We start from the raw sequence: 23053 nt of genomic DNA on the forward strand, positions 1-23053 counted from the left end.
CCTATCCGGACACGTAGTTCAGGTAGTTTTTTCGCGCCCGCCAGAATACCCTGACCACCTCCGGCCAGGAAATAGGTTTCTCCTTCTTATAGCGCCACATCGAGGAAATCACGTAAAGAAAGAAAAACAACCGGGGGCTGGGGATTTTGACCAACCACCGGAAGAAGGGAAGAAGGCGGGGAAACTTCAGAGCCAAGTGGGATATCTTCTGAACCCGTTCGATAATTTCGATGTCCTTGAACTTGAAGACGCTTTTCAGATGGATTCCGAGATAGTCCCGAGCCTTCAGGTAGCTTGGATCAAGTACTCCCATTCCCAGGGCGATCTTCTCGATGCCGGTATTGGGAAAAGGCAACAGCAGGTTGGAGCCCATATAATCGGCCCCCAATTCCTGGTTGAAGATTATGTTTGTGAAAGCTTCTTCCACGGTCTCTCCCGGCAGCCCGAACAGAACCGTGGTTTGCAGCTCCATCCCGTATCTCTTCACCAACCGGGCGCATGCCGACATCTGTTCGTCCGTCACCCGTTTGTTCAGGATTTCGAACCGTTTTTTCTCGCCGGCCGTCTCCACCCCGAAGTTGACCGTATGGCAGCCCGATTCGGCCAGCAGCCGGATAATCTCCTCGTTCGCCGACTGGGGAGTCACGGCGCAGAAATAGGGGAGCCCGACCTCGCGCCGGTAGAGGGAAGCGAACTCCTTCAGCCAGGCCGTATCCATGACGAAAACATCGTCGAGGAAGCAGACGCTGGCCAAACCCCACCGGTCGCGGACGTTCTTGATCTCCCGAACCGTGCGGGCCGGAGATTTCCGGCGCACGTACGGCGATCGCCCCGCGTAAATGTTTCTATAAACCTGATGACAGCAAAAACTGCAGGAGAAAGGACAGCCCCGCGAAGCCATGAAATGCTTGAGCTTTTCCGTGGCCAGGGAGCGGTATTTTCCGTAATACAGCTCCCGGTCTTCCTCCGCCAGGGCATCCAGGTCCGGGACCAGGTTCGGTTCGGGAGAAGCGACCGCCCCCTTCGCCGTTTTGATCCGGAAACCGGGCACGGGCACCCCCCCCCTGCCGCTCTCCAGATTTTCCAGGTACGACGGGAGGGAATAGTCCCCTTCCCCGATACAGACGGCGTCGACCCAGTCATCGGCCAGCATCTCCGGAGAGGACGTCGGGTGAATGGAACCGGCGATAACCCTCACTTTCGGGAGCCGGCGGCGGATTTCGGCGGCGGTCCGGGAAAACCATCGGTATTCCAGAGTCATGACGGGAAGGGCGAGAACGTCGGGAGCGTACCCGACTACGCTCTCGATCACGTCCTTCTCCAGGTCGCCGATAAAAACCTCGCGCGGGTGGCGGCGAGGCAGCGCCGCGCTCAGGCTCATGACGCCGAAGTAGGCGAAGGGGTACTTTTGCAGAAACGCCAGCCTCATCGGGCGGGGGGCGAACGTCCCGACCCGGGACCGCGGGCTCTGAAGAACGCATATGCGATCAGACCCAGGAGAACGGCGACGATTCCCCAGGAAAAGAGCACCGGGAGCAGAAACTCCGCCCGGCGGCTGTTGAAGAAGAATTCGAGCCGGTGCGACCCCGGGGGGACCAGGGCGCCGACGAATATCCGGTCGACGGGAAACGTCGCCGCCGCGGACCCGTCGACCCTGGCTTCCCAGGGGAAAAACCAGTACTCCGAAAACACCGCCACCGCCGGCGCCGGGGTCTCTATTTCCGCGGCGATGGAGGAGTTGGTCCGGGCCACGACGTCGACCCGGCCCCGGGGGGGGCCCGGGGGGGCTTCCAACCCGGAAACGGCAAACCCCGGCTCCAGATAGGCCGCCCCGGCCAGATCGAGACTTTTCTCCTTTAAACGGGCCAGAAACGCTTCCGGGGGCAGTTCCTCGGCCCTCTCCCTCAGCATGATCTCCGCGGGTTCGCAGCCGGGATTGATCCGCAAACGCGGTTCGGAGCCCACCAGGTGATCGAGCCCTCTCCTGCTGGTGTCCTCCTCGTCCCAATCCGAAAAATACCGGTCCAGGTCGACGAAATATTTTACCCGCAGGAGGTCCCATATCGGGTTCGACCAATCTTCGAGCGCGACGGCCTTGATGTCGTTGGCCCGGATGAACTCTTCGTCCAGACAGAAATACGGCCAGATCGGCCGGATGCGGGCGTCGACCACCCCGGGGAGGCAGTAGTTGTGGGAAAAATATCCCGCGATGTCGCGCGACCCGAAAAACGTCCTGTACTCGGCGGCATCGGGCCGGCGGATAAGACTTTCTTCCCGGATGTGGGGGCGGTAAATCTCCTCGAAACCGTAGTAGGCGGTGGGGTCGATGGGATTGTTTTCCTCCAAGGCTCCCCACCAGGCGGTTTTTTCGAAACAGAAAACGGGGATGACCAGCCAGAGCCAGGTTCTGGAAACGCCCCGGAACGCCACCAGGGCCAGGACCGCCCATGCCGCCGCGGCCCCCGCCACCGTCCGCCAGGGGAAAGGCACCGGACCCCAGGTTCTCAGACAAAAAAGGACGACCGGGATCAGGGCCAGCAGCGTTACCGCGGTTCGGTCTTTTTTCGATGTCCCCACCGACTCCAGCGCCCGGGCGATGAGAACGGCATATATGAAATATAAAACAACGCCGGCCCGAACCGGGTGGCGAAGGCCGGTCAATTCCATCACGGAACCGATCGCGGCGCCCAGCGGCGTAAACCGGCCGAACATCCAGAGCACCGCGAAAACCAGGGTCGCCAGAACCGGACCGCGGTAGCGGAACCCGCGGAGATGGACAAGCCCCAGGAGAACAAGCGGGAAAAGCGCCATCGAAAATTCCGCGGTGTTCTCCCAGGGATAATCGGGCCGGGGGGAGAATTCGGTGGAGACGTGAGTCGAGACGAAAGCCGCCGGGGCCAGCGAGAATTCCAGCCGGGCCGACGCGTCTTCTTCGCCCCTGGCCATGGCCTGGTAGGCGTAATATGTGGGAAGCGCCTGAGCCATGAAGATGCCGACCGCCACCAGCGCGATCACGGCCAGGGCCAGCAGGTTCCTGAACCTGCAGCGCCCGCTGAAGAGCGCGGCGAAAAAAAGGAAAACGCAGAAATAGACGCCGGGCTTGACGTCGGCGTTCGTCAGGAAACCGAGGCCCAGCAGCAGGGCCGTAAGCGCTCCCAGGCGGAGACGGCGGTATTTTTCCTTCGCGTCCAGAAAGCGCAGAAACGCCCCGGCGGCCAGGGGGAACAGGGCGAACCCGCAGACGCGTTCGTACCCGTGGCGGATGCCGAAGGCCAGGGTCTGATGGTTGAAGGCATACGCCAGGCTCCCGGCCAAAGCCGGCAGCAACCCCGGCGTCACGACCCGAAGGAAGCCGTACATCGCCCAGACGACGCCGAGCTGCAGCAACGCCAGCACCGCCAGGAGCACCCCGAGAAACGCCCGATCGAAGGAGAGGCCGAACCAGCTCCGAACCCCCAGCAGGAGCCACGTCACCGGGGACTGGATGGGGGCCTGGGGCAGGCGGGGGGTGTATTGGAAGTAATCGGGATCCCAGTAAACCGTGCCGCCCTCCTCGAGAGCCCGGGAATATCCGGCGAGCTGGGCGAAGGTGTCCTTGATCTCATGCCCCAGCATCCCCGCGAACCCCTCCGAAAAATAAGCCGGACCGTAGAAATTTAAAAATACCAGCAGCGAAACCGCCAGCACCGCCAACCATCGACCCCGACCGGCTGTCGCCGCCACGATCACAACCGTCTCCCGATCCGCGGCCGACGGAGGAAATTGCCCAAAATCGTCTGATAGGCTTCGCAGGGAGTCCAACAGTGGGGGCAAGCGCCGGCGGCCACGGCTTCGCGGGCGGAGACACCGGCGGGAGAGTCCCATATCGCCGACAGATCGAACCCCGTTTCCCTCAATTCTCCCAGGGGCCGATCGTACATCGAACAGGGGTAGACCGTCCCGGTCGGCCCGATATAGCAGGAACCGGAAAACGAGAGACAGGGCAATGGGCTGCGCCGGTCGGCGAGATAGCGGGGCACCAGGGAAAGATACCGGTATTCGAGATAGCGGCGCGGGTTTACATGGCTTCGCGTGGGCCGGGCCAGATCGGCGAAGATATCGTTCAAACCGGCCGGCAAGGGAATCTCCGCTCCCCGGTTATTGTAGAAAAAGGACTCGTGGGCCAGGTTGAAATGAAAACAACCCTCCGGGAGCTTTCCCAGCCGAGACTCCACGGCGGCGCGGGTGGCGCCCGGCAAGAAAAAATTTTCCCCGTGGAGGGTCATACCGAAAAACACCTCGACCCCCCGGCGCCGCAAGGCCGCGTAGGTGGCCACCGCGTTTTCCCAGCTCCCTTCCCTGCCCCGAAGCCGGTCGTGCAGTTCCGGGGGACCGTCGAGACTGACGCTGACGATGAATCTTCCGGGAGCGCGGGCTTTCGCGAAAACGCAGACGTCGACGATGCGCTCGACCAGGAAACCGTTGGTGGGGAAATGCAAGAGGGCCAGGCGGGGCAGCCGGCAGGTATCGGCCAGGATCTCCTCCAGATCCGGGCGCAGGCTGATCTCGCCGCCGGTGAAATCGATCCAGTTAAACCCGGGCTGACGCCGGAAAAATTCCCGGATCTCCTCCGGGCTCAGCTCGTCTTCGCGAACGCTCCGCCAGGTCCGGCAGAACCGGCAACGGAGGTTGCAGCGGGAGGTCAGGGAGAACGTCAGCTTATAGGGCAGCTTCGGGCGCCGAACGTTGGAGAGCGCTGCCGCGCGGGCCAGCGCCAGGTAGGAGAGCGGCTTCCTGGCGTTCGGAACCTTCATTTCAGTTTTCTCAACCACCAGTCCTTGCCCAGGTGGATATCGGCGCCGGTTCGGTGGAAGATCTCGTCGAAATCGTCGGCCCAGAGCAGATAGTCGGCCTGACCGGGAATCGGCTGCAAGCCGCGGCGAAACGAGTTGATGGGAATCAGCCGACGGGAGAGTTTTTCCCCGAACAACGGATATTCGAAGCTGTGGGGATTGAGACAGACCGCCACGGTCGCCCCGGGCGGCACCAGTTCCTCGAACTTGCGTACCGGCGGTTCGAAGAGCGGGGCATCCCGGAGCATCTGGCCCAGACGATCCCGACGGAAAACGGAATCCGTCCGGGTCGGGAGGGGCATCAGTTCCGCCCAGTTGCGATCCAGGAGCGGTTTCAGGTAGCGGGCCTGATCGAACCAGATCGGATTGCGGTATTGAAAAAGCACCGCCATGAACGCGGCGAGACAGCCGAGCAGCGCCGCGCCGCCGACGTAAGCTTTCCCGGCCCACCGACGCGGAGGGAAGAGACATCCGACGGTCGGTACCGCGAAAACCGCCGCGTAGATGACGTAATGGCCCCAGGAAGCTCCGCTGAAGGCGAACACGGCGACGTCGATCAGGGCCGCCGCCGCCAGCACCCGGGCCCCGGGGCCCCCGACGACGCCGAACAGAGATAAAAACACGGCCGGCCAGACCAGGGCGAAACCCAGTATCCCCCAGTAGGAATAGTCGGGGTGGCTGACGGGGGGTTTATCGAAATACCAGGCCTTGTCGTAGTACCAGTTGTCGCCTTCGCGGGATTCCAGCGGAAGGCCGGTCCGTTCGATCAGGAGCCGGGGGATATAGCGGATGGCTCGCTGCGCCGCCGGCACCGGGAAGACGGGAAGAAATCCGTCGAGGGAAAGAAAGTCGAGGCCGGTCGCCGCCAGGTGGCTCAGACCCTGTTCGAGCGCCGCGGGCGCGGTCTTACCCTCGACGCTGTTGATCTTGCGGAAGGCCTCGTCCCCCATCGGGTGCCCGAACATTTCCCAGTTCTCCAGGTACCCCGAGGGCAGCGCCAACACGGCCAGCGCCACGAGCGTCAACGCTCCGAATCTGAGCAAACCCGCCCGGCGGCGGTGCGACTGCACCGCCGGACGGACCAGGAGGGCATACGCCGCGACCACCGCCAGGGAGGGCGCGGCCAGTACGATCGAGGCTTTCGTCCCCGCTCCCAAGCCCACGGCCGCGGCCGCCGCGACCAGGTGGGCCGACCGGCCTGTCCGCCCGTAAACCAGCAGCGAGTAAACCAGGATGGCCAGGAGCGCGGCCAGAAACAGATCGCTGTTGGCGGTGCCGGACTGGAGCAGGACCTGGGGAAGCAGACCGAAGACCAGGGCGGAGAAGAGCGCTGAGGCCCGGGTTCGGCCCAGTTCCCAGGTGATCCCGTAAACCATGACCAACGCGGTCCAGTAGGACACGAATTGGACCAGGCCGACCAGGTTTTCGCGTAGACCGGAGGCCAGAAAGGTGAACAGCAGCAGGATTTCGAAATTTTTCTGGGCCAGCACCTGGGTGTACATGTTGGCGTCGTAATAGCCCATGTTCCCGCGCTGGAGCCAGTAGGCGACCCGCGGTAAGCGCGTGACCAGATTGTCCCATATATAGGGAGCGACCCCGACGATGACGATCAAGGTCAGAAGACTCGTACCGATAACCGTCACACCCAGAAATGATAGGATCGCCCGGTCCGGGAGCGGCTGCCCGGCCGGATTTTTCCCGAGCCCGCGGTTCGACGGCAAGCCCCATCCCAGGGGAATATGCTTCGTCCAAGCGATCGCGGCGGGAACCGCCGCCGCCAGCAGCAGCGCGACCGCCCAGCACCACGAGTCGGCCAGCAGGTCCCGCCAGGAAAGAACCTGGGCGACGATGACGATTTCGATGCAGCCGACCAGGAACATCCAGGCGATCCGGGTGACGAAGCGGACGGGACGGAATACCGCGCCCCACATCCAAGACGACGCTACTACGCCCGCAACGGCAATACTTCCTAGAAAAAGCTGCATGATCCCTGCCCGCTCTCTGCAAAACCGCCTCGTGAGCCTTCGCCGGGCCGCGCGGAGACGACGGCAAGGGGGCACCGAACCGGAACGGGCGGTTGAAGTTTCAAGTTTTCCGAAATCATACTTGATGCCGCCCGCGTCCGGCGCGTTTTTTGTAAGCATAGAAGGATATCAAGAACAGTCCCGCCAAGCCCACGGCTCCCAGAACCAGACCGAGATCCGCCCGGGGAGGTCGGAAGACAAATTCCACCGTATGGTCCCCGGTTTCCATTGCGATACCCCGCTGGCAATAGTTTACCCGGCGAACGGGCGTTTCCTTCCCGTCAAGGAAAGCCCGCCAGGCGGGGTGCCATACATCCGTGATTACAAGCATGGCCGGGACCGCGCATTCGGTTTCCAGCCAAATCCGGTTGGGGGAGGAAAAATCGTGGGCCAGCAGTCGGTCGATCTCCTGCAGGCGATTGAAGTCTTCCACGCTGCCCGGCTCCGAAACCCAGGAACGGGGAACGCCCCCCTCCTCTTCCCGGAAGCCGAGGAGGCGGAGGTCGTTTTCGCGCAAGGCGCAGGCCTGGTCGCCGGCGGAAGCCGGACGCCAACGGTTCTGGAAATATACCCGGGGCAGCACACCTTCCGGCGACCAGGACCGTAACGTTTCCTCGCCTCCGGGTGGGGGGGGCAGAAGCAGTTCCTTGACGCTTTGGTTGGGCCAAAATCGGGATTTTTCGTCCTTGATGCGCAGTTCGTAGGGAAAACCTTCGACCAGGGAAGCCACCACCGCCTCATAGCGAGGAATCAGGGGCTTACTGTCGAACCCCAGAGCGCTTAAACTGCCGTCGAACCACGAAATATTGGAAAGAATGGACCGGTAACAACCCCGACGATACAACTCCCCGTCCCACGCTTGCGACCGGCTCCAGCGGGCGATCTCCCGGTAAAACGGGTGCGTCGACGGGCCCGAGTACCTCTGCCCGGAAAGGTCCCGGTTCCTGAAGTTCAGTATGCAGTTCCGGTAGAAGGCCAAGTAACCGAAGGAAAAAATTTCGACCAGGACCAACACTACGACCAGCCTCCCGAAATTCCGCGGCCGCAGCCGGCTTCCGATGCCCAGGATTGTCCCGACCGCCAACGCGCTCAGAAAAGGCGACGTCACGAACCAGGACCAATCGTCGAGAGAGGTCAAGTGACGGAACCCGGGCCCCGCTACTCCCGTCCAGCGGGCGTAGGAAAGCATCAACGCCAATCCGAAAACACCGGAGGCAGCCAGGAGATAACCGGCGGTGAGCCTGCGGATCCCCGATCGAAAAATCTCGTCGAAGAAGGAGACGGACGTCCCCAGCAGGCCGGCCAGCGCCAAGCATTGGATGAACCGGTAGCGGACAGGGTACGGCATGCCGAAAATCGGCACCCGGGCCAACAACCCGTAAGCCGGTGTATACCGCCCGAGCACTATCAGGAGAGAAAGCACGAACATTCCTCCAAAAACCGCCAGGTGCGCCTGGGGGCTGGGGAACTTCCGGGCAATCGAAACCGCACGGTTGCTCCTCAATACTCGAAAACTCAGCAAGGCCAGAAAAGCTACCGCCAGACCGCCCGAGAGATTGGCGTCGTTGAGGCTGCAGGATATGCCGTAAGCAGCTCCCCAGGAGTGGAGACTGGTGAGTCCACCGAAAAGATCGGGGAAGAGGATGGTGGCCAGATAAGCCGGCGGCAGGCTCTGATCGATTCCGGTGAAGCCGCTGATCATCTCCGGGCCCTGCGAAAGCAGGGCGAAACCGTCGGCCATGTTCAACCAGTAAACGGCGGAAAGCAATCCCCCGGTCACGAATATGCAGATTCCGCCTCCCAGAAGGCGCTTAACGATACTCCATCGTCGCCCCCTGACTGCCACCACCGTCCATCCGGCGGCGATCAAGCCCAGATTGATCAGGTTCTGCACGATGAAAGGCATGTCTCCCGAGGGGGAGGCCAGCGCGAAGAAACAACTACCGGCCACCAACCAAACGGGTTTACCCGACCGGGCGTAGCCGAGCCACCCCAGACCGATTAAAGGAAGCCAACTCTGGGTGAACAGATCGGTGGGGGTGGCGGCCATATACGTCATGGTCGGGCTGAACGAATACGCCGACGTGAACACCGTCGCTCCCCAACGGCTGAATCCGAATGCGATCCGGCCCAACAAATACCCGCCCAGGGCGGCCATCAGAAAATGGAGGGCCAGGGGGATTTTAACCGTCCACAGATACAACCCCCCGGCTCCGGAAGGGGCCGCCAGCAAAAACGGCCACTGGAGGGGATACAGCGAGCATTGATAAAACCCGGCGTAATACGGCTTGGCTCCGCAGAAGGTATGCGGATCCCACCAGGGGATCGTTCCCTGCTGGAGGGATCGGGAGACGAATGCCTGCTGGGGGTAGAAGAAACAGGCGATGTCGTCATAAAAAAGTTTCTCCCACCCCGCCAGAAGAGGGAGGCAAAAACCCCCGACCAACAGCACCACCAACACGATCGGCCTGATATTCCTTAACCCCAACTCCGATGACCTCGCTTTATCGTTGCTATGATACCTTATCCCCCGGATACGATAAAGCGGCACCGGCAAGAACAAAACCTGCGGAGAGACGGAAGAAACGGTATTATTGGTTTTACGGACCTTGCAGGTAGCAATGCTTGAGACTGCCGCACAAGCAACACTGAGGGGAAATCGTGCAGGAAACAACCAACGATATGCAGAAAAAGCCCCGGGTTCTTTTTGTCGTCTTTGATACCTTCAAAACCGAGCGCCTGGGAATTCAGATCCTCTCCGCCATCGCCGGGGAACGGGGGTGGGAACGGAAGCTGATTTCCGTTTCCTCGCTTCCCCTGCCCCGGCAAATCGAGGCGGCAGCGGCCTGGAACCCGGATCTGATCGCCTACAGCGCCATGACCTTCGAGCAATACGATCTACAGGCTTTCAACCGGAATTTGAAAAAGGTTCTGCCGGACGCGATTTCCATTTTCGGGGGGCCGCACTATACCTTCAACCCGGAGGAGATGGAACACGACGAGGCTATCGATATCGTCTGTCGGGGAGAAGGCGAAATACCTTTCCCGATCCTGCTGCAGGCGATCGAGGAAGGCTCCGACTACCGAAGCCTCCCCAAATGCTGGGTGCGGCTCGGCGGCGAGATCTTCCGAAACCCGGTGGGGGCCCCGGTTCCCGACCTGGATCGGCTACCCTTCCCCGACCGGGAGCTGATCCCGGAAGAGCCGGGGAGCCGGATCTTCGGAAACTGCCTGGCCGTTCTCTTCGGGAGGGGATGCCCGAACCGATGCACCTACTGCTTCAACGCCCGCTGGAACAAACTGCACTCGGGACATCGAATCTGCCGCTGGCGCTCGGCGGACAACGTGCTTCGGGAACTCCGCCAGCTCAAAGAGCGGTATAACCCGGATTTCATCTATTTCCACGACGATAATATGGCGCTCATCCCCCGATCCGTCTTGGATGAATTCTGCCGACGCTACCGGGAGGAGATCGGGATCCCCTTCCTGGCCCAGTTCCGGGCGGAGATGGTCACCGAGGACTTGGTCCTGGAGCTCAAGAAAGCCGGGATGAAGGTGGCCGCCATCGGGGTCGAATGCAGCGACGAGGGCGAAGCATGGAACCTGCTCAAACGGGGGAACGTCACCAATACGGCGGTCAAAGCGGCTTTCGACATCTTCAATCGGCACAAGATACTCAACTTCTCCCAGAACATGGCCGCCTTCCCGGTCCGGGATCCCCTCAAGAACGATCTGGAGACCATCAAGCTGAATATCCGCTGCCGGCCGACGTGGGCCAGCTTCACCATGCTCCTGCCCCTGCCCAAAACCGAGATTCACGACTATGCCGTGAGGAACGGATATCTGGCCGCCGATGCCTTCGACAATCCGGAGAAACTGCCTTCGGTGTTCACCAACACCGTGCTCGACTATCACAACCCGAACATAACCAGAAGAGTCAACAACCTGCACAAGCTGGCCAGCATCACCGTTAAATTCCCGATCCTCCTGCCCCTGGTAAAACTCCTGATCCGGCTGCCGCTGACGCCTCTTTACCAGTTTCTGCACTTCGCCTGGTACGGCTACTGGAACAGCATCGGTCTTTTCGGGAGCAAGCCTTCGACCCGCCTGATCGTCCAGGGGGTGAAGGCCATCCGCCAATACCGGAAAAAATTCTAGGGAACCGGGCCTCCCGAGAGCAGGATCGGTCCCAACACCTCTACGGGTGATGGGGACTCGATCTCGAACGAGATTTCCTCGCCGGGAGCGGTTGTTCCGATGTCTTCGGCGATCAGCTCGAAAGCATGCTCGTAGACGAGCGGCCGCCACGAAACGACAACCTGGTCTTTGCGGATGACCCGGTACCGTCCGTTCCCCCGCACAACCGCGGCCAGAACCGCGACTCCGTCTTCGGCTGCGGAGACGGTGGCCCGCCGTCTTCCGGGGGCCAGGACGACTTTCTCCGGGAAACCCCAGAAACCGGGCCGGCGGCCTGTCACTCCCTCCGGCCAAACCCCCGACGGGGATGCGCCGGCGGCGCGAAGGGGGGCGAGGTCCCGGGCCTCATCCCGAAGCAGGTCGAAGTAGGAACGGGCCCGATCCAGGTAAACTTCCTCCGGAGTCGACGCCCAAACCTGGAATTCCCGGGGATCGCCCAGGAGTGTTCCTTTCTCGAAGTCTTTGAGGTAGAGCATCGGCGTCAGATAACGGCAGAGAAGCCACGACGGGCTCTCTTCCTTGGTCCACCAGCCCCGGAAGCGCAGCTCGTCCCAGGCTCCCCTCGAAGGGTCGCGGGGCCGGGGATACGCCAGGTAGACCGGGGTCCGCAGGTCGCCGGCACGAAGTCGACGCGACAGTTCGAGGATATTGTCCATGCCGTAGGGAGCCAGGTCGTTTTCCTCGACCTGGGTGACCTCGAACCTGCTGTAGCGGACCGAAAACAGCGCCGGAATCAACAAGACCGCAAGCCAGACCTCGCTCCGACGGGGGGCGGAGACAAGAACCCGGGCGGCGGCGCAGCCGGTGAGCACGCATAGGAGCGCGGTCAGGGGCCGGTTGTAGTAAGTAAACTGGTAGAGGATGTCGGTTCCCGCGGGGAGGAGGACACACCCGGCGAAAAACCCCATGACCAGGGTGGTCAGGGCCGGCCAGAGCAATCCCCGCCAAACTCGGGCTCGCGCCGACATCCAGACCAAGACCGCCATACCGGCAAGCAGCACGCCTTTGGCCCACGGTTCGAAGGCTCCGATCCACCCCGTGAAGCATTTCAGCACATGAAGACTGTTCTTCAGACCGTAATCGAGATTGCGGGAAATCAGGCCGGCAACCGTCTCCCTGGTCTTGGTAAGGGCAAAAGGAGGGTGGTCCTGGTTGTAGCCCAGGCCGGGAAGTACATAAAGAATCACGGTGACGGCCAGGAGGAGGAGAATCAGGCTCAGGGCCCCCAGCGGCAGGCGGGAGCGCCGCAGCCGCGGATAGAAGGCCAGGAGGAAAAGATACATTCCCACCGCCAGATAGCCGTATTCGTCGGTGAACAACCCCAGCAACACGACAAACCCGAACCAGGCGACCCGGCCGGGCCGGGTACGGGGCGAGCAGTCCCGGAGCCGGAGCAGGGCCAGCACGCCCAACAGAAATTCGAGCGTAGCCAGGCTCTTGGTCGGGCGGACCGGAGAATAAAATCCGACTATGGCTTCCACGGTCGTCATCCAGAAGGCCCCCGCGATCAAGCCGGCCCAGGCGTTGCCGGTCCAGGCCCGTACGGACGCCGCGATCGCGGCGCCGATCAAAACCGTGAGAAGCAGATCGAAGGGATACCAGAGAAAAGGCCCGAACCATTCCCAAAGCCGGACATGGATCCGCGGGGTCAGCACCTCGAACAACTGGGCCACCGGCCGGGGACGGTACTCGGTGTCGCCCGCTTCCCAGTCGAAGACCTTGCGCCAGTTGAAATCCGCCCACGAAGAAGAAAGGGCCCCGTAGCGGACGCCGGTCTGAAGGGAACAATAGCGCAGGCGCAGCGGCTCCGGGGTACGTAAGCGCACGGGCACGGCGAGAACCGTGGCTATGAACAAGGCGATACAGGCCGCGGCAAAAAAAACCGCCATGAACCGAACCCGTGGTCGGGACTGGAATTGTTCTTGTCCGAACGCGGCCAAAGTTCCGAGCCGATCCCTTCTCAGTTCAGGTACCCCAGGGCGCGCAGCTGCCGCTACCGCCGGTCCCGGGCATCGGGCGTAATGTCGGGAGACGACTGCGCTTTTTCCAAATCCCGGCAACGCCCGAGGTAGGAGTCCCGCAGGGCGGCGGCGGCTTGGGGAAAATCACCGATCAGGTTGCCCGCCGGGGATCGGTCCCCACCCTCCCGGAAAAGTATCTCCAGGGGGCCGGACGGCCAGGAACCATGCTTCCCGTCTTCGAAAGGATAGTTTATGTACCGGAATTCGGGAGTGAGGAGCGTGTAGCACCACTCGAACCGTTGTGTGTATTTCTCGGGCGGGTACCCGTACTCCGCGATCACCGGGCCCTTCGAGGCCATAGCCGCGGCCACCGTTTCGGAATCGATTTCACCGCCGGCCGCCAACAGTCCGACCAGGCGGAAGAGGCCGTTCATCGAGACCAGAGGATGCCACCGGGACCTTCCCAACTCCCGGCCCGTCACGATCAGGGGCACGTGCAGGACTTCCTCAAAGAGGGTCATATTATGGCCGTAGAGTCCGTATTCCCCCAGCAGTTCTCCGTGGTCGGAGGTCACGATCAGGTAATAGCCGCGGGGCGAGGTCCGCAGGAGCGAAACCAGCTCGGCCAGGCGCAGGTCGATCTGGCGGAGGGAGAGGTCGTACTCGGCGGGGAAATCGTAATTAAAGACCTCTTCCTCCGGTTTCCAATCCGAAAAGGGGTGCAGGCGGTCATGCACGTTCATCCAGTTGATAAAAAGAAAGAGGGGGCCGGCGCGGCGGCTTTGGATAAGAACTTTCTGAAAGTACCGGTACTGGATTTCATCGAGTGTCTCCGGGTAATAGCGATCCAGAAAACTGCCCAGGCGGTTGACGAGCCAACGTCCCAGGTAAGGCAGGCGGTAATTCCAGTACTCGGTGGTGACTGAAAATTCGCACTGATGGGGCTGAGGGCCGAAGTATGTGGTCGGACGGGCGAACCACCGGACCTGGTCGAATCCCTTGTCCGCGGCCAGAACCCAGGTGTTCTCCGTGACCAGCACCGAGTAATACCCTTTTCCCCTCAGGTATTCGGGCAGGGTCCTTTCTTTCTTATACCTCTTCCAGTCCTTCCCGTCGCCGATGTGGTAACCGTGTTCCCGGTAGTCCTTACCGGTCAGGTAAGTCACGTGGCTGGGATAGGTGTAGTTGGTCACGGAAAAAGCGTTGTCGAAGACGATTCCGTCTTCGGCCAGCTTCCGCAGGTGGGGGGTGGTTCCGGGCTGCCCCCCGTAAACCGAGAGGCGGTCCGCACGGGCGGCATCCCAGACATCGACCACTATGTTGGGGAGATCGCCCGATACCGGCCAGGCATAGTACGCGGTTTGGGCGACTATGGATAATCCGCAAGCGCCCAGCAGCCAGAGCGAAATACGGGCCGGGGAAAAGGAGGGCTTTCGCAAAGGCCAGCAGAGGAGAGCGCAGATCCCCCCCCAGAGCAGAAGGGGAAGCACGATTCCCGGGAGCGGGTAGCTGTCGGCGCGGATCCAGCGCTGGTAGACCACGGCGAAACCGCCGACGAGAAAGCAGAGGAAAAAGGCAACATCGCGCACGGCCCCGGCCAGTTCGGATGCCGGAGCACGGCGCAGGCGCCAGGCCCAGAGGAGACCGGTGAGGATGGAGACCGACACCAACAGCCGGATGGCGAAGGCATCCTTCATCTCCGGAAGGCCGTAATTCCGGGCAAGGCCATGCTGCCGCATCCCGACGGCGGCACAATTATAAACGATGAATATTTCCAGGATCAGAACCGCCGCCAGTTGTATTCCGGGGTGAAGAGATGGGGGGATCCCGAAAACTTTGCGAATTATTTCCACCAGCAGGCCTGCCCCCAGAAAAACCGCGCAGCAGACCGCGAGTTCGCCGAGCGCGCCGGCGGGCAGCGCCAGGGCGGGCGCGGCGGAGGTCACACCGAAAAGAACCATGTCCCCGGCCAAACCGTTGAGAACGAGGGCCGGGACCGATGCCGCCAGGCCCAGGCATAACCACGCCCAGAACCAGGAAAACCTCCGCGGCGGCGACGTCATTGGCGGCCCCCACGAAGCGGTTGCGCCGGACGAGGCCTTCTCAACGCTCCTTCTCCAGCAACACCGCCGCGGTCGTGCCCAGGGGAAAAACCACATGCTGCAGGCACCTTCCCTCCAACCGTCCCAGCAGGGTCCAGGTGGCGTTGACGATGGGGTTGGACCTCGTCAGATCGGTACGGCCCGATCTTTGGAATTTTTTCCTCATACCGGGCAATCTCTGGAAACTGCGGACCAGGAGCGCGGGAAAAAAAGCCGTGAGGTGGATGTAGGTTGAACGGACAACCCTGACCGGCAGCCCGCGGCTTAGGGCGGCCAGGGAAGCGCAGGTAAACCGGCGGCAGCCCCCTTCCACGTCGTCGTGGGCTCCGAACAGACACTCGAACGCCGGCTCCGCCAGCAGGATTTTCCCCCCGGGACGGCAGACCCTGGCCATCTCGTCCACCGCGTCGCGGGGGTCTTCGACCGATGCCTGGTGCAGGGTATCCGAGCAGATGACAAGATCGAATATCCCGGCGCCCAACGGGATTTCCCCGGCCCGAGCCTGAACCTTTTCACCCCGTTCCATCAGGTAATGGGAAAGAGCGCTGAATTCGTAATCCAACAGAACCTTTCCCCAGCCGGGTCCATAGAGACGACTCGCGCCCCCGGGGCCGCAACCCACGTCCAGGAGCTTACCGCTCCGACCTACGAAACCACGAACAAAATGAAAAAGAGACCGGTAGTGCGTGCGGAACCACCAGTGCCGATCCGCCAGGGCAACCATTTCGCGATAGATGAATTCCCGGTTCACTTCATTCATGAATGTTCAGTTTGCCCCTGAAGAGCTTCCGGTATCCGCGGAAAAATACGGCGACTAATTTTGCATATTCTCCCAGCGTCAACCGGTAAGGCAAGAGCTTTCGCAGGTAATAGCCATCCAGTGCCCCCCCGAGAAAGTAGAAGAGCCGGTTGGGGGGCAGGCGCAGCACGGCTTTGGAAAAGGGTATCAGGCCGGGGTGGCGGACCAGAAGGGAAAAAAAGCAGGAGAGGTTGTGGATCATATTCCGCTCGGTCCTGCTCCCGAACTTGAGCGGCGACCGGTGATGATAGCCAACGGGTAGGGTGCGCGCATCCCCGTCGTAGTATCCCTCCCTCCGGGCTCGCTCGGTCAACTCCAAACGGGGGTAGGGTATGAACACGGACGCGTTTCCGTAATCAGGTCCAGCGCGCAGGTTAAGCTCGAGAGTTTTCCAGGCCTGGTCGAATCTTTCCCCGGGATAACCGACGATGTTCTCGGTCAGGACCTTGATCCCCCGGCGACGCAACTTGCGTATGGCATCGACGATAAAATTGTCGGGCATCTTCCTTCCCAGGAGGTCCCTCCTCAGATCTTCGTCGCCGCTCTCGACACCGACATGGAGCAGATGACAGCCCGCCGAGACCAGTGCCTCAATCCTGGCGTCGTCCAGGTTGTCGAGACGGACATTGGCCTGGAAAGGGAGGCCGATCCTCCGTCCGTACAGTTCACAGAACTTCAGGGTCCAGGCGGAATCGAGAGTGAAGACATCGTCGATGAAGCAGACCATCCGGATCGACATGGATCGACGCTCGTAATCGATCTCGTCGCAGATATTCTCGGGGTCGCGGCTTCGGTAGATGCTTCCTTCATGGGGGGCATACAAGCGATTGAAGGAGGCATTGAAGCAATACGAGCAACGATAGGGGCATCCGCGGTGAGCCACGAAGCTCTTTACCTTATGGACGCCGAGCAGGGGGAAACGACGAATAAAGGCGCTCCGGTCGGGCCAGGGAAGGGAGTCGAGATCTTCCACCAGCGGGCGGGGCGGAGTCTCGTCGAGCCTCTCCCCGTGTCGAACGACGAAGTTGGCCACCCCCTCGGGAACAACGCCTTCGCCGCGGAAACGCTCGAGGAACTCGGTCAAGGCCAGTTCGCCTTCGCCGCGGCAAACGGCGTCGACTCCCTCCTCCCGGATCAGTTCCGGGAAAAAGGTGGGATGCGGACCTCCGAAAACGCTGATTGTTTTTACGCGGTTGCGGATCGCGCGGTTGAAAGCCAAGGCTGGCCCTTGAGCGCCGGAATAGACGCTGAAGAGAACCGCGGAGGGCCGGTAACGGACCAATTCTCCCAAAGAGGAAGTCGATATCTCGAATATTTCGCACTCGAAACCGGCTTTCTTCAGGGAGGAGAGACAATAGGCCGGTCCCAGGGGGATGGACAGTTCAAGCTTATTGATGACCATGGCCACCTTCACCGGGCCGGTCGTCCCCATGCCTGGAAATAGCCCCCGGAAACCGGGAGGACTACCGGTCCCAGCACCTCGCAAACCCCTTCCGTCTCTATCTCCAACCGCGCGGGCGCATCGGGCGCAAGTCGGAACTCGTAGATACGGAAACTCCAGCCGTACTGCGGGCCCAAGCTGAATTCGCGGGCGCCGGAGAAGGCCGAGAGGCGGAACCCTTTCTCCGCCAACGGCCGTTCCCGGTAATAAACCTCTTCTTCGCCGGAGGCCTGGAGATCGGCGCGCAGGGCGAAGAGGCAGACACCCCCCTCGCTGCGCGGGGGAAGTTCCAATACCCAACGCCCGGGATCAAGCCGCGCGCGGGGAACCGTCCCCAGCAGTCCCGGCTCCGGGAGCGCGGTTACCCGCTCACCGTTGCCCGCATCGAACCATTCCGCTTCCGGAACCGGTTTCAGGAAATCAGCCCGGATTCTGGCCAGATCGTACCAGCCCCGCCGGGGCAAGTCGGCCAGGGAAAGGGCCGCGGATTCGTACCGGGCTTCCGGCAGTGCGGAGAACCGGGAAAAACCTCCGGGATCGCCCAAAAAATCCCCTGCCTCGAACGAGCCGAGGTGCAGGGTGGGCACCATCATCGCGAAAATAAGGGAAGGATCCACGTTCCAGATCCGGAGCATGATGTCCCACTTGGTGGAGATATCGAACCGTCGGGGGCGAGGATACGAAAGATAGACGGGGGGACGGACCCCGTTTTCTGCAAACCTTTCTTCCAGGTGCAAAACGTCTCGGACGTACTCCTGCGCCGGCCCCCGGAAACCGAACCAGTAGGGGAAGGCTTGCATCACCGCGCCGGCGTTAAGAGTGTTGAGCGTACCCGTCACGGCGATCAGGAGCGCAGGGAGGAATCCGCGGAGCGGGACGGCGGCCCGGGCAAAACCGCTGAAGAGCCCGCCGGCGGCTATGGAGAGAACGACCACGATGGGCGCATAGTAGTAGGCCTCGGTCTCGACCGACGCCGGCACGGTGGGGAAAAGGAAAAGAGCGGTGAGCGCGAAAAAGAGAAACGCCCCCAGGCAAAACGGCCAGGCGGCCCGCCAACCCCGGCGGCCGGCCATGAGCAGCAGCCCGGCGGAGGCGCCGGCACCCAGGAGCTGCACGGGGAGGGGGAGGAGCGCGCTCATCCCCCCTTCCTGCCTGGCCAGGTGCTCCAAGCCGGCGAGAAGAAAGTCCGACACCCGTCGTTCCAGAACGCCCGGATTCAAGACAGATCCGGCCAAAGACTCTTCCACCCACGCCCAGGGCGGGGGGGCACCCGTCACTTCCGCGACCAGACGGGGGACAAGGACGAACATATTGAAGAAGGCGATACCGACAACGGCGAGGCCCCCAACCGCCAATTTGCCCCCCCAACCCTTATAGCGATGACGGCGCGTCGCCACGACGAGAAAACAACCCGGAAGCAGGCAAAGGATGGACTCGTGGGAATGAAACCCGAGGAGAAAAGCCAGAACCATCGGGATGAGCGGGCGCCACGCCGGCTGGCGCCGAGGTAAAAGGGCCAGGCGCCAGAATATGAAAGCCGTCATCAGCGCAGCCAGGACCATGTTCATCCTGACCGGATAACACAGATCCAGCAGGACCTGCGACGAGGTCAGCCAGAAAGCCGTCCCCAGGCAGGCCGCCGAAACGGAGTCGAAAAAAGCTTTGACGGCCGCGAATACCGCCAGACCCGTCACTGCCACGATCAGGATGTTGACCGGTTCTTTGAGGAACGGTCCACAACTTCGATAGAGAGGTTGATAGAACTTGGCCAGCAGGCCGTCGAGCAGGACCGTAGGGTACCTCGATTCGTACCCCCCTCCCTGCGCGCGGTTGGCAAAGGGCTTGAGAAAATCCACGCCGGAGACGCGGGAAGCCAGAGGGCCTTCGGTCAAGCCTTCCTGGAGACCGTAAAAGCGGAGCCGGATCGTTTCCGGCTGTTGCCAGTCCAGGGGATGGAAAACGATGAAAAGAACCGCATTGACCATGGCCGCCAGGAGCAACAGCCGGGACGCCCGGACAACGGCCGCGGGGTTGAAGCCCTCTTTCGTCAGACCGGGCATATCCCAGCCTTCACCCTTCCGCGGGCGTGTGCCGTAGGTCCTTCCAGGCGCGGCGGAGGGCCCGGAAAAAACGCGCGCCGGCCAGGGATTTCCCGCTCGCCCCGTCATGCCGGTGCGGAACCGGCACCGAAACGATCCGTTCCCCCCCCCGAGCGAAGACGATGCTGAGCAGGGCGTTGGGGGCGAAAGCGTCCGGACGAACCTTCTTCAGCCCCGTAACCAGCTTATCTCTCCGATAAAGCCGGAAGGGTACGTTGATGTCCCGCAGGAGGCGCCGCGACCAGGGCCAGGTGGCGAAGGGGATAAGGCCCGTGGCGGCGCGGCGGACCCAATTCTCCTGCCTCGATCGACGCCGCCCGAGCACCAGGTCGGCGCGCTCCCGGATTCCCCACAGGCGGGGAAAATATGCGGGATCGACTTCGTTGTCGCTGTCGGCCTGAAACACCCAGTCCCCACGGGCCGTCGCGTATCCCCGGTATATCGTAGGGCCGTGGCCGGAATTGGGTTTGTGTACGACGCTCAGACCGGGAAGGGCACCGGAGGCGGCCAAGCGGTCCAGGACTTCCCCGGTGCCGTCGGTGGAACCGTCGTCGAGAACGATTATCTCTCTACGGAGTCCGGACAGTACTTCTCCCCACTGGCGCAGGGTCGCCTCGATCCCGGCCTCCCCGTTGTAGACCGGAATTACCAGGCTCAGTTCGAGACCGTCCGGACGTGGAACTGCCAGATTTTCTTTTTCATCTGCCGACATCGTATCCGCCCCCGCGGGCGCACCGCTTGTATCGAGCAACATTAATGGAACGACATCGAAAATAAAAGATAAAGCTCGGAGACCGGGAGCAGCGCCCGGCTCCGGTTCGGAGCCCGTGCGGTGCCGGCGGGTCAGATCAGTTTTTTCACCCAGTTCCAGAGGGTGGGGATATTGAGGCTGAAGATGAGGTTGGATTCAAGGTAACAGGAGAGATAGCAGCTGTTGCAGTTTTCGGGCCGGGGGAGTCGTTCCCAGGCCTCGCGGAAACTGTGGGTATAGATGGAAATGCCCCGGTCGGTCTCCCAGGTGTGGGGGCAGAGATGGATGTTCCCGTCCGGGAACAGCTCGCACTGGCTCTGCCAGGCCATGCAGCGATAGCGCCGGGATTTCTTGGAACTGTAGTTCTTCGCGTAGTCCTCCCATTCCAGCAGTTCCCGGAGGTACGACAGGGACGAGCCGATCGGCCGACCCTGTTTTTTCAGCCGGATCAGGGTGCGCAAGGCCTCCCGGTTCTCTTCTTCCGTGGGAAAGAGGTTCTTCATGGCCTCGGGCATCGGGCGGTCCGGAGTCCAGGCCTCGGGGTGGGCTTCCATCACCACGAAATTGGCTTGCGCCTTATTCTCCCGGGCCTGCTCGACGATCCATTCGATATGGGGAATGGTGGCCTTGGTCAGGACGGTATTGGTCCAGAACCTTATTCCCTCTTGTTTCAGGGCGGCGAACGCACGATCGATGGCCGGCACGGCCAGGGGGCCGCACAGGTATTCCCGGACCTGAGGAGGGCCGTCCAGCGAGATCTGAAGCTGATCCAACCGTTTGACGTCCTCGATGAAGGCATCGACCAGGAGGCCGTTGGAAGTCAGGCTGACGAAAAATCCCATCTCCTTGCCGACCCGGATGATTTCCCCGATATCGGGGTGCAGCAACGGTTCGCCGCCGGTCAGGTGGATTCTCTGGGTCCCCAGCGTTTTGGCTTCCCTCAGGACGGACAACAGTTTATCCAGGGGGACCATCGTCGGATCCTGGTGGTCCTGCTGGCAGTACAGGCACGAAAACGAGCAGCGGTTGAGAAGCAGGATATTGATGGTCAGGGGCACCCGGTAGGATGGTGAAAATTTCATCCTCAAGGCGCTGGCGCCGAATCGCATATATTGAGCTGGCTTCATGCTCCGTCCGTTTTTCCCGAATCCGTGGCTGCCTCCAACCAAAGCTCCCCTTCCCGGAGCGGCCCCGACGGCGATTGGGAAATAATATGCGCGGGAGAGGCCCGGGTCAAGGACGGAGCGTTCTGCCGGGTTCCCGCCCCCGTCCCGGGCGCGGCTCGATGAGATACAGGTAATACGAGTTCGGGGGCCAGTACAGGGACTGATGAATCGAAGCCGGGGAATTGCCCGGCCTTTCCAGGAGAACCCTGATTTCCCCCTTGTCCCCGACCGTTTCCCCGGGCTCGGGGTAGAAATTTTTCATCCCCTCCCCCTCGAAACGGCTTCCCCGGGAAATATGCATGTCGATCCAGATCAGGGGAACGGCGACGGAGGGGAAATAATCCCGAGTCACCCAATGAACCCGCCCGGTGGTTCCCTCCAACTTGAACCGGAGGATGGGGCGGGCGCTCCGGAAATCGGCGTCGAGGGCGTCGGCGGGATGAGGATACCCGGGCCACGTAACTTCGGAAAAACTCGGGTTTTCCCGCATCGCCAGCTCGAGGATCTGGATGTTCTGCTCGGAGGCGCAGAGGTCCCTGACCCCGTTTTCCCGCATCAGCCCGGCCAGAATATCCAGATCGAGACGGGGCAGGCGATCGCGGTAAATTCCGGGCAGCGAGAGGGAAAATGGCACCAGCGGCAGCAAACAGCAGATTCCCCCCGCCCACCGGCGGTACCACCGCCGCGACGGAAGGGCAACGAGGACCTGCGCCGTCGCCCACCCGTAGAAAAGGACGAGGACCGGGTGCAGGAAAAGAGTCTGTCTGATTCCCCCGAAAGGCAGCAAGCGTACGGCGTTGGCTGCCAGGGCGGCGCCCACGGCGGCCAGGCTTAAAAAGGCGAGGGCCCCGTCGGCGCGTTTTTTCCCGAACAGAAACAGCAACCCCGCCGTCACCAGCACCGCCAGAAACGGGAAAACGACGGGATTGAGGCCCAGGGGCTGATACATCCCCGGATTAAAGACCGCCGCCCAGTGGTAGGCCAGCAGATCGTAAACCCTCAGGGGAAAATACGACAGGAGAGCACCTAGTCCCGGCGCCGGGCCGGCGGCGGGTGCCGGATAATATGAGGACATATACCAGCGATAGGATTCGCTCCAGGGAATGATCCTCAGCATCCCGTAGAAATGAGCCAGGGAAAATACGAAATAGGCGCCGGCGGGGACGGCCATCGAACGCAGCATATATTTCCAGCGGCGGCGGCTCCCGAAGACCGTGGTCAGGAAACAGGCCGCCGTTATCCAGACCTGGGTATACATCAGGAGTTGGGCAACCAGGGCGGCGGCGGCGAAGCCGCTCCAAGCCGTTCGTGATTCCCGGTGATCATCGAGCCGCACCCAGGCCAGAAGTTGCACCGACGTGGCGAACACAGCCGACGCATACACGTCCGCGAACTGGCCGAAGATAATCCCGACCACGCTGAAGGCGCTCATCAGGGCGGCCGACGTGGCCGCTACCGTGCTCTGCAGACGGCGGCGGGCCACCAGGAATACGGTGCCCGTGCCGAAGGCTCCCCCCAGCGCGGCCAGGACACGGACCTTCCAGACCCCCGGCCCCAGCAGTACCTGAAGCGCCTCAATCAGGGCCGACCAGGCAACGGTCTGACCCGAGGCCACGTATTCTCGGGTATTCCTCCAAAACAGGGCGGCGACCTCCTTCACCCCCCCCCCCTGTAAAGGATC

The 23053-nt window shown here is 61.9% G+C and carries 14 protein-coding genes; 1 reads left to right on the top strand and 13 read right to left on the bottom strand.

The annotated features are described in order from the left end of the window. Position 1: 1 nt before the first annotated feature. The 5 genes from PLZ73_04135 to PLZ73_04155 all read right to left on the bottom strand — a co-directional run bounded on the left by PLZ73_04135 (position 2) and on the right by PLZ73_04155 (position 9317). On the bottom strand, positions 2-1429 hold the full coding sequence (locus tag PLZ73_04135; protein HOO77057.1) for a radical SAM protein: 1428 nt from the start codon (positions 1427-1429) through the stop codon (positions 2-4). Beyond that, positions 1426-3729, bottom strand: coding sequence for a hypothetical protein (locus tag PLZ73_04140; GenBank protein HOO77058.1), 2304 nt, complete (start codon positions 3727-3729; stop codon positions 1426-1428). Before PLZ73_04140 ends, PLZ73_04135 begins: the two co-directional genes overlap by 4 nt. Then, positions 3726-4793 carry a radical SAM/SPASM domain-containing protein gene (locus tag PLZ73_04145; GenBank protein HOO77059.1) on the bottom strand — a complete coding sequence of 356 codons (1068 nt, stop codon included), beginning with the start codon at positions 4791-4793 and terminating at the stop codon, positions 3726-3728. The genes PLZ73_04140 and PLZ73_04145 overlap by 4 nt, the downstream gene beginning before the upstream one ends. After that, entirely contained in the window at positions 4790-6763 is a 1974-nt protein-coding gene (locus PLZ73_04150; GenBank protein HOO77060.1) for a hypothetical protein, read from the bottom strand. The genes PLZ73_04145 and PLZ73_04150 overlap by 4 nt, the downstream gene beginning before the upstream one ends. A gap of 169 nt (positions 6764-6932) precedes the next feature. After that, positions 6933-9317, bottom strand: a complete 2385-nt coding sequence (locus PLZ73_04155; protein HOO77061.1) for a hypothetical protein — start codon at positions 9315-9317, stop codon at positions 6933-6935. Between the two features lie 221 nt (positions 9318-9538). Here PLZ73_04155 and PLZ73_04160 point away from each other — a divergent pair, with 221 nt between their 5' ends. Next, the gene (locus PLZ73_04160; protein HOO77062.1) at positions 9539-11014 is read left to right on the top strand and encodes a radical SAM protein; all 1476 of its coding nucleotides are present in this window, start codon (positions 9539-9541) and stop codon (positions 11012-11014) included. Here the strand turns inward: PLZ73_04160 and PLZ73_04165 are convergent. The 8 genes from PLZ73_04165 to PLZ73_04200 form a co-directional block, all read right to left on the bottom strand. Next, positions 11011-12942: a hypothetical protein gene (locus PLZ73_04165; GenBank protein HOO77063.1), complete on the bottom strand. Its 1932-nt coding sequence runs from the start codon at positions 12940-12942 to the stop codon at positions 11011-11013. The two genes, PLZ73_04160 and PLZ73_04165, sit on opposite strands and share 4 nt — an antisense overlap. Positions 12943-13046: 104 nt before the next feature. Continuing rightward, positions 13047-15077: a sulfatase-like hydrolase/transferase gene (locus PLZ73_04170; protein HOO77064.1), complete on the bottom strand. Its 2031-nt coding sequence runs from the start codon at positions 15075-15077 to the stop codon at positions 13047-13049. 40 nt (positions 15078-15117) lie between these two features. Then, positions 15118-15876 (bottom strand): class I SAM-dependent methyltransferase, encoded by a 759-nt coding sequence (locus PLZ73_04175; GenBank protein ID HOO77065.1) that lies wholly within the window; start codon positions 15874-15876, stop codon positions 15118-15120. Continuing rightward, complete coding sequence (locus tag PLZ73_04180; GenBank protein HOO77066.1) at positions 15869-17347, bottom strand: radical SAM protein; 1479 nt, start codon at positions 17345-17347, stop codon at positions 15869-15871. The genes PLZ73_04175 and PLZ73_04180 overlap by 8 nt, the downstream gene beginning before the upstream one ends. Next, on the bottom strand, positions 17326-19416 hold the full coding sequence (locus PLZ73_04185) for a hypothetical protein (GenBank protein HOO77067.1): 2091 nt from the start codon (positions 19414-19416) through the stop codon (positions 17326-17328). The genes PLZ73_04180 and PLZ73_04185 overlap by 22 nt, the downstream gene beginning before the upstream one ends. A 10-nt stretch (positions 19417-19426) precedes the next feature. Further along, positions 19427-20167: a glycosyltransferase family 2 protein gene (locus PLZ73_04190; GenBank protein ID HOO77068.1), complete on the bottom strand. Its 741-nt coding sequence runs from the start codon at positions 20165-20167 to the stop codon at positions 19427-19429. Positions 20168-20298: 131 nt separating this feature from the next. Next, positions 20299-21333 carry a radical SAM protein gene (locus tag PLZ73_04195; protein HOO77069.1) on the bottom strand — a complete coding sequence of 345 codons (1035 nt, stop codon included), beginning with the start codon at positions 21331-21333 and terminating at the stop codon, positions 20299-20301. A 106-nt stretch (positions 21334-21439) separates the two neighbouring features. Continuing rightward, positions 21440-23053: hypothetical protein (locus PLZ73_04200; protein HOO77070.1), on the bottom strand; the 1614-nt coding region annotated here is incomplete at its 5' end.

This window comes from bacterium, from assembly GCA_035380285.1.
Classification (GTDB): Bacteria; Auribacterota; Erginobacteria; order Erginobacterales; family DAOSXE01; genus DAOSXE01.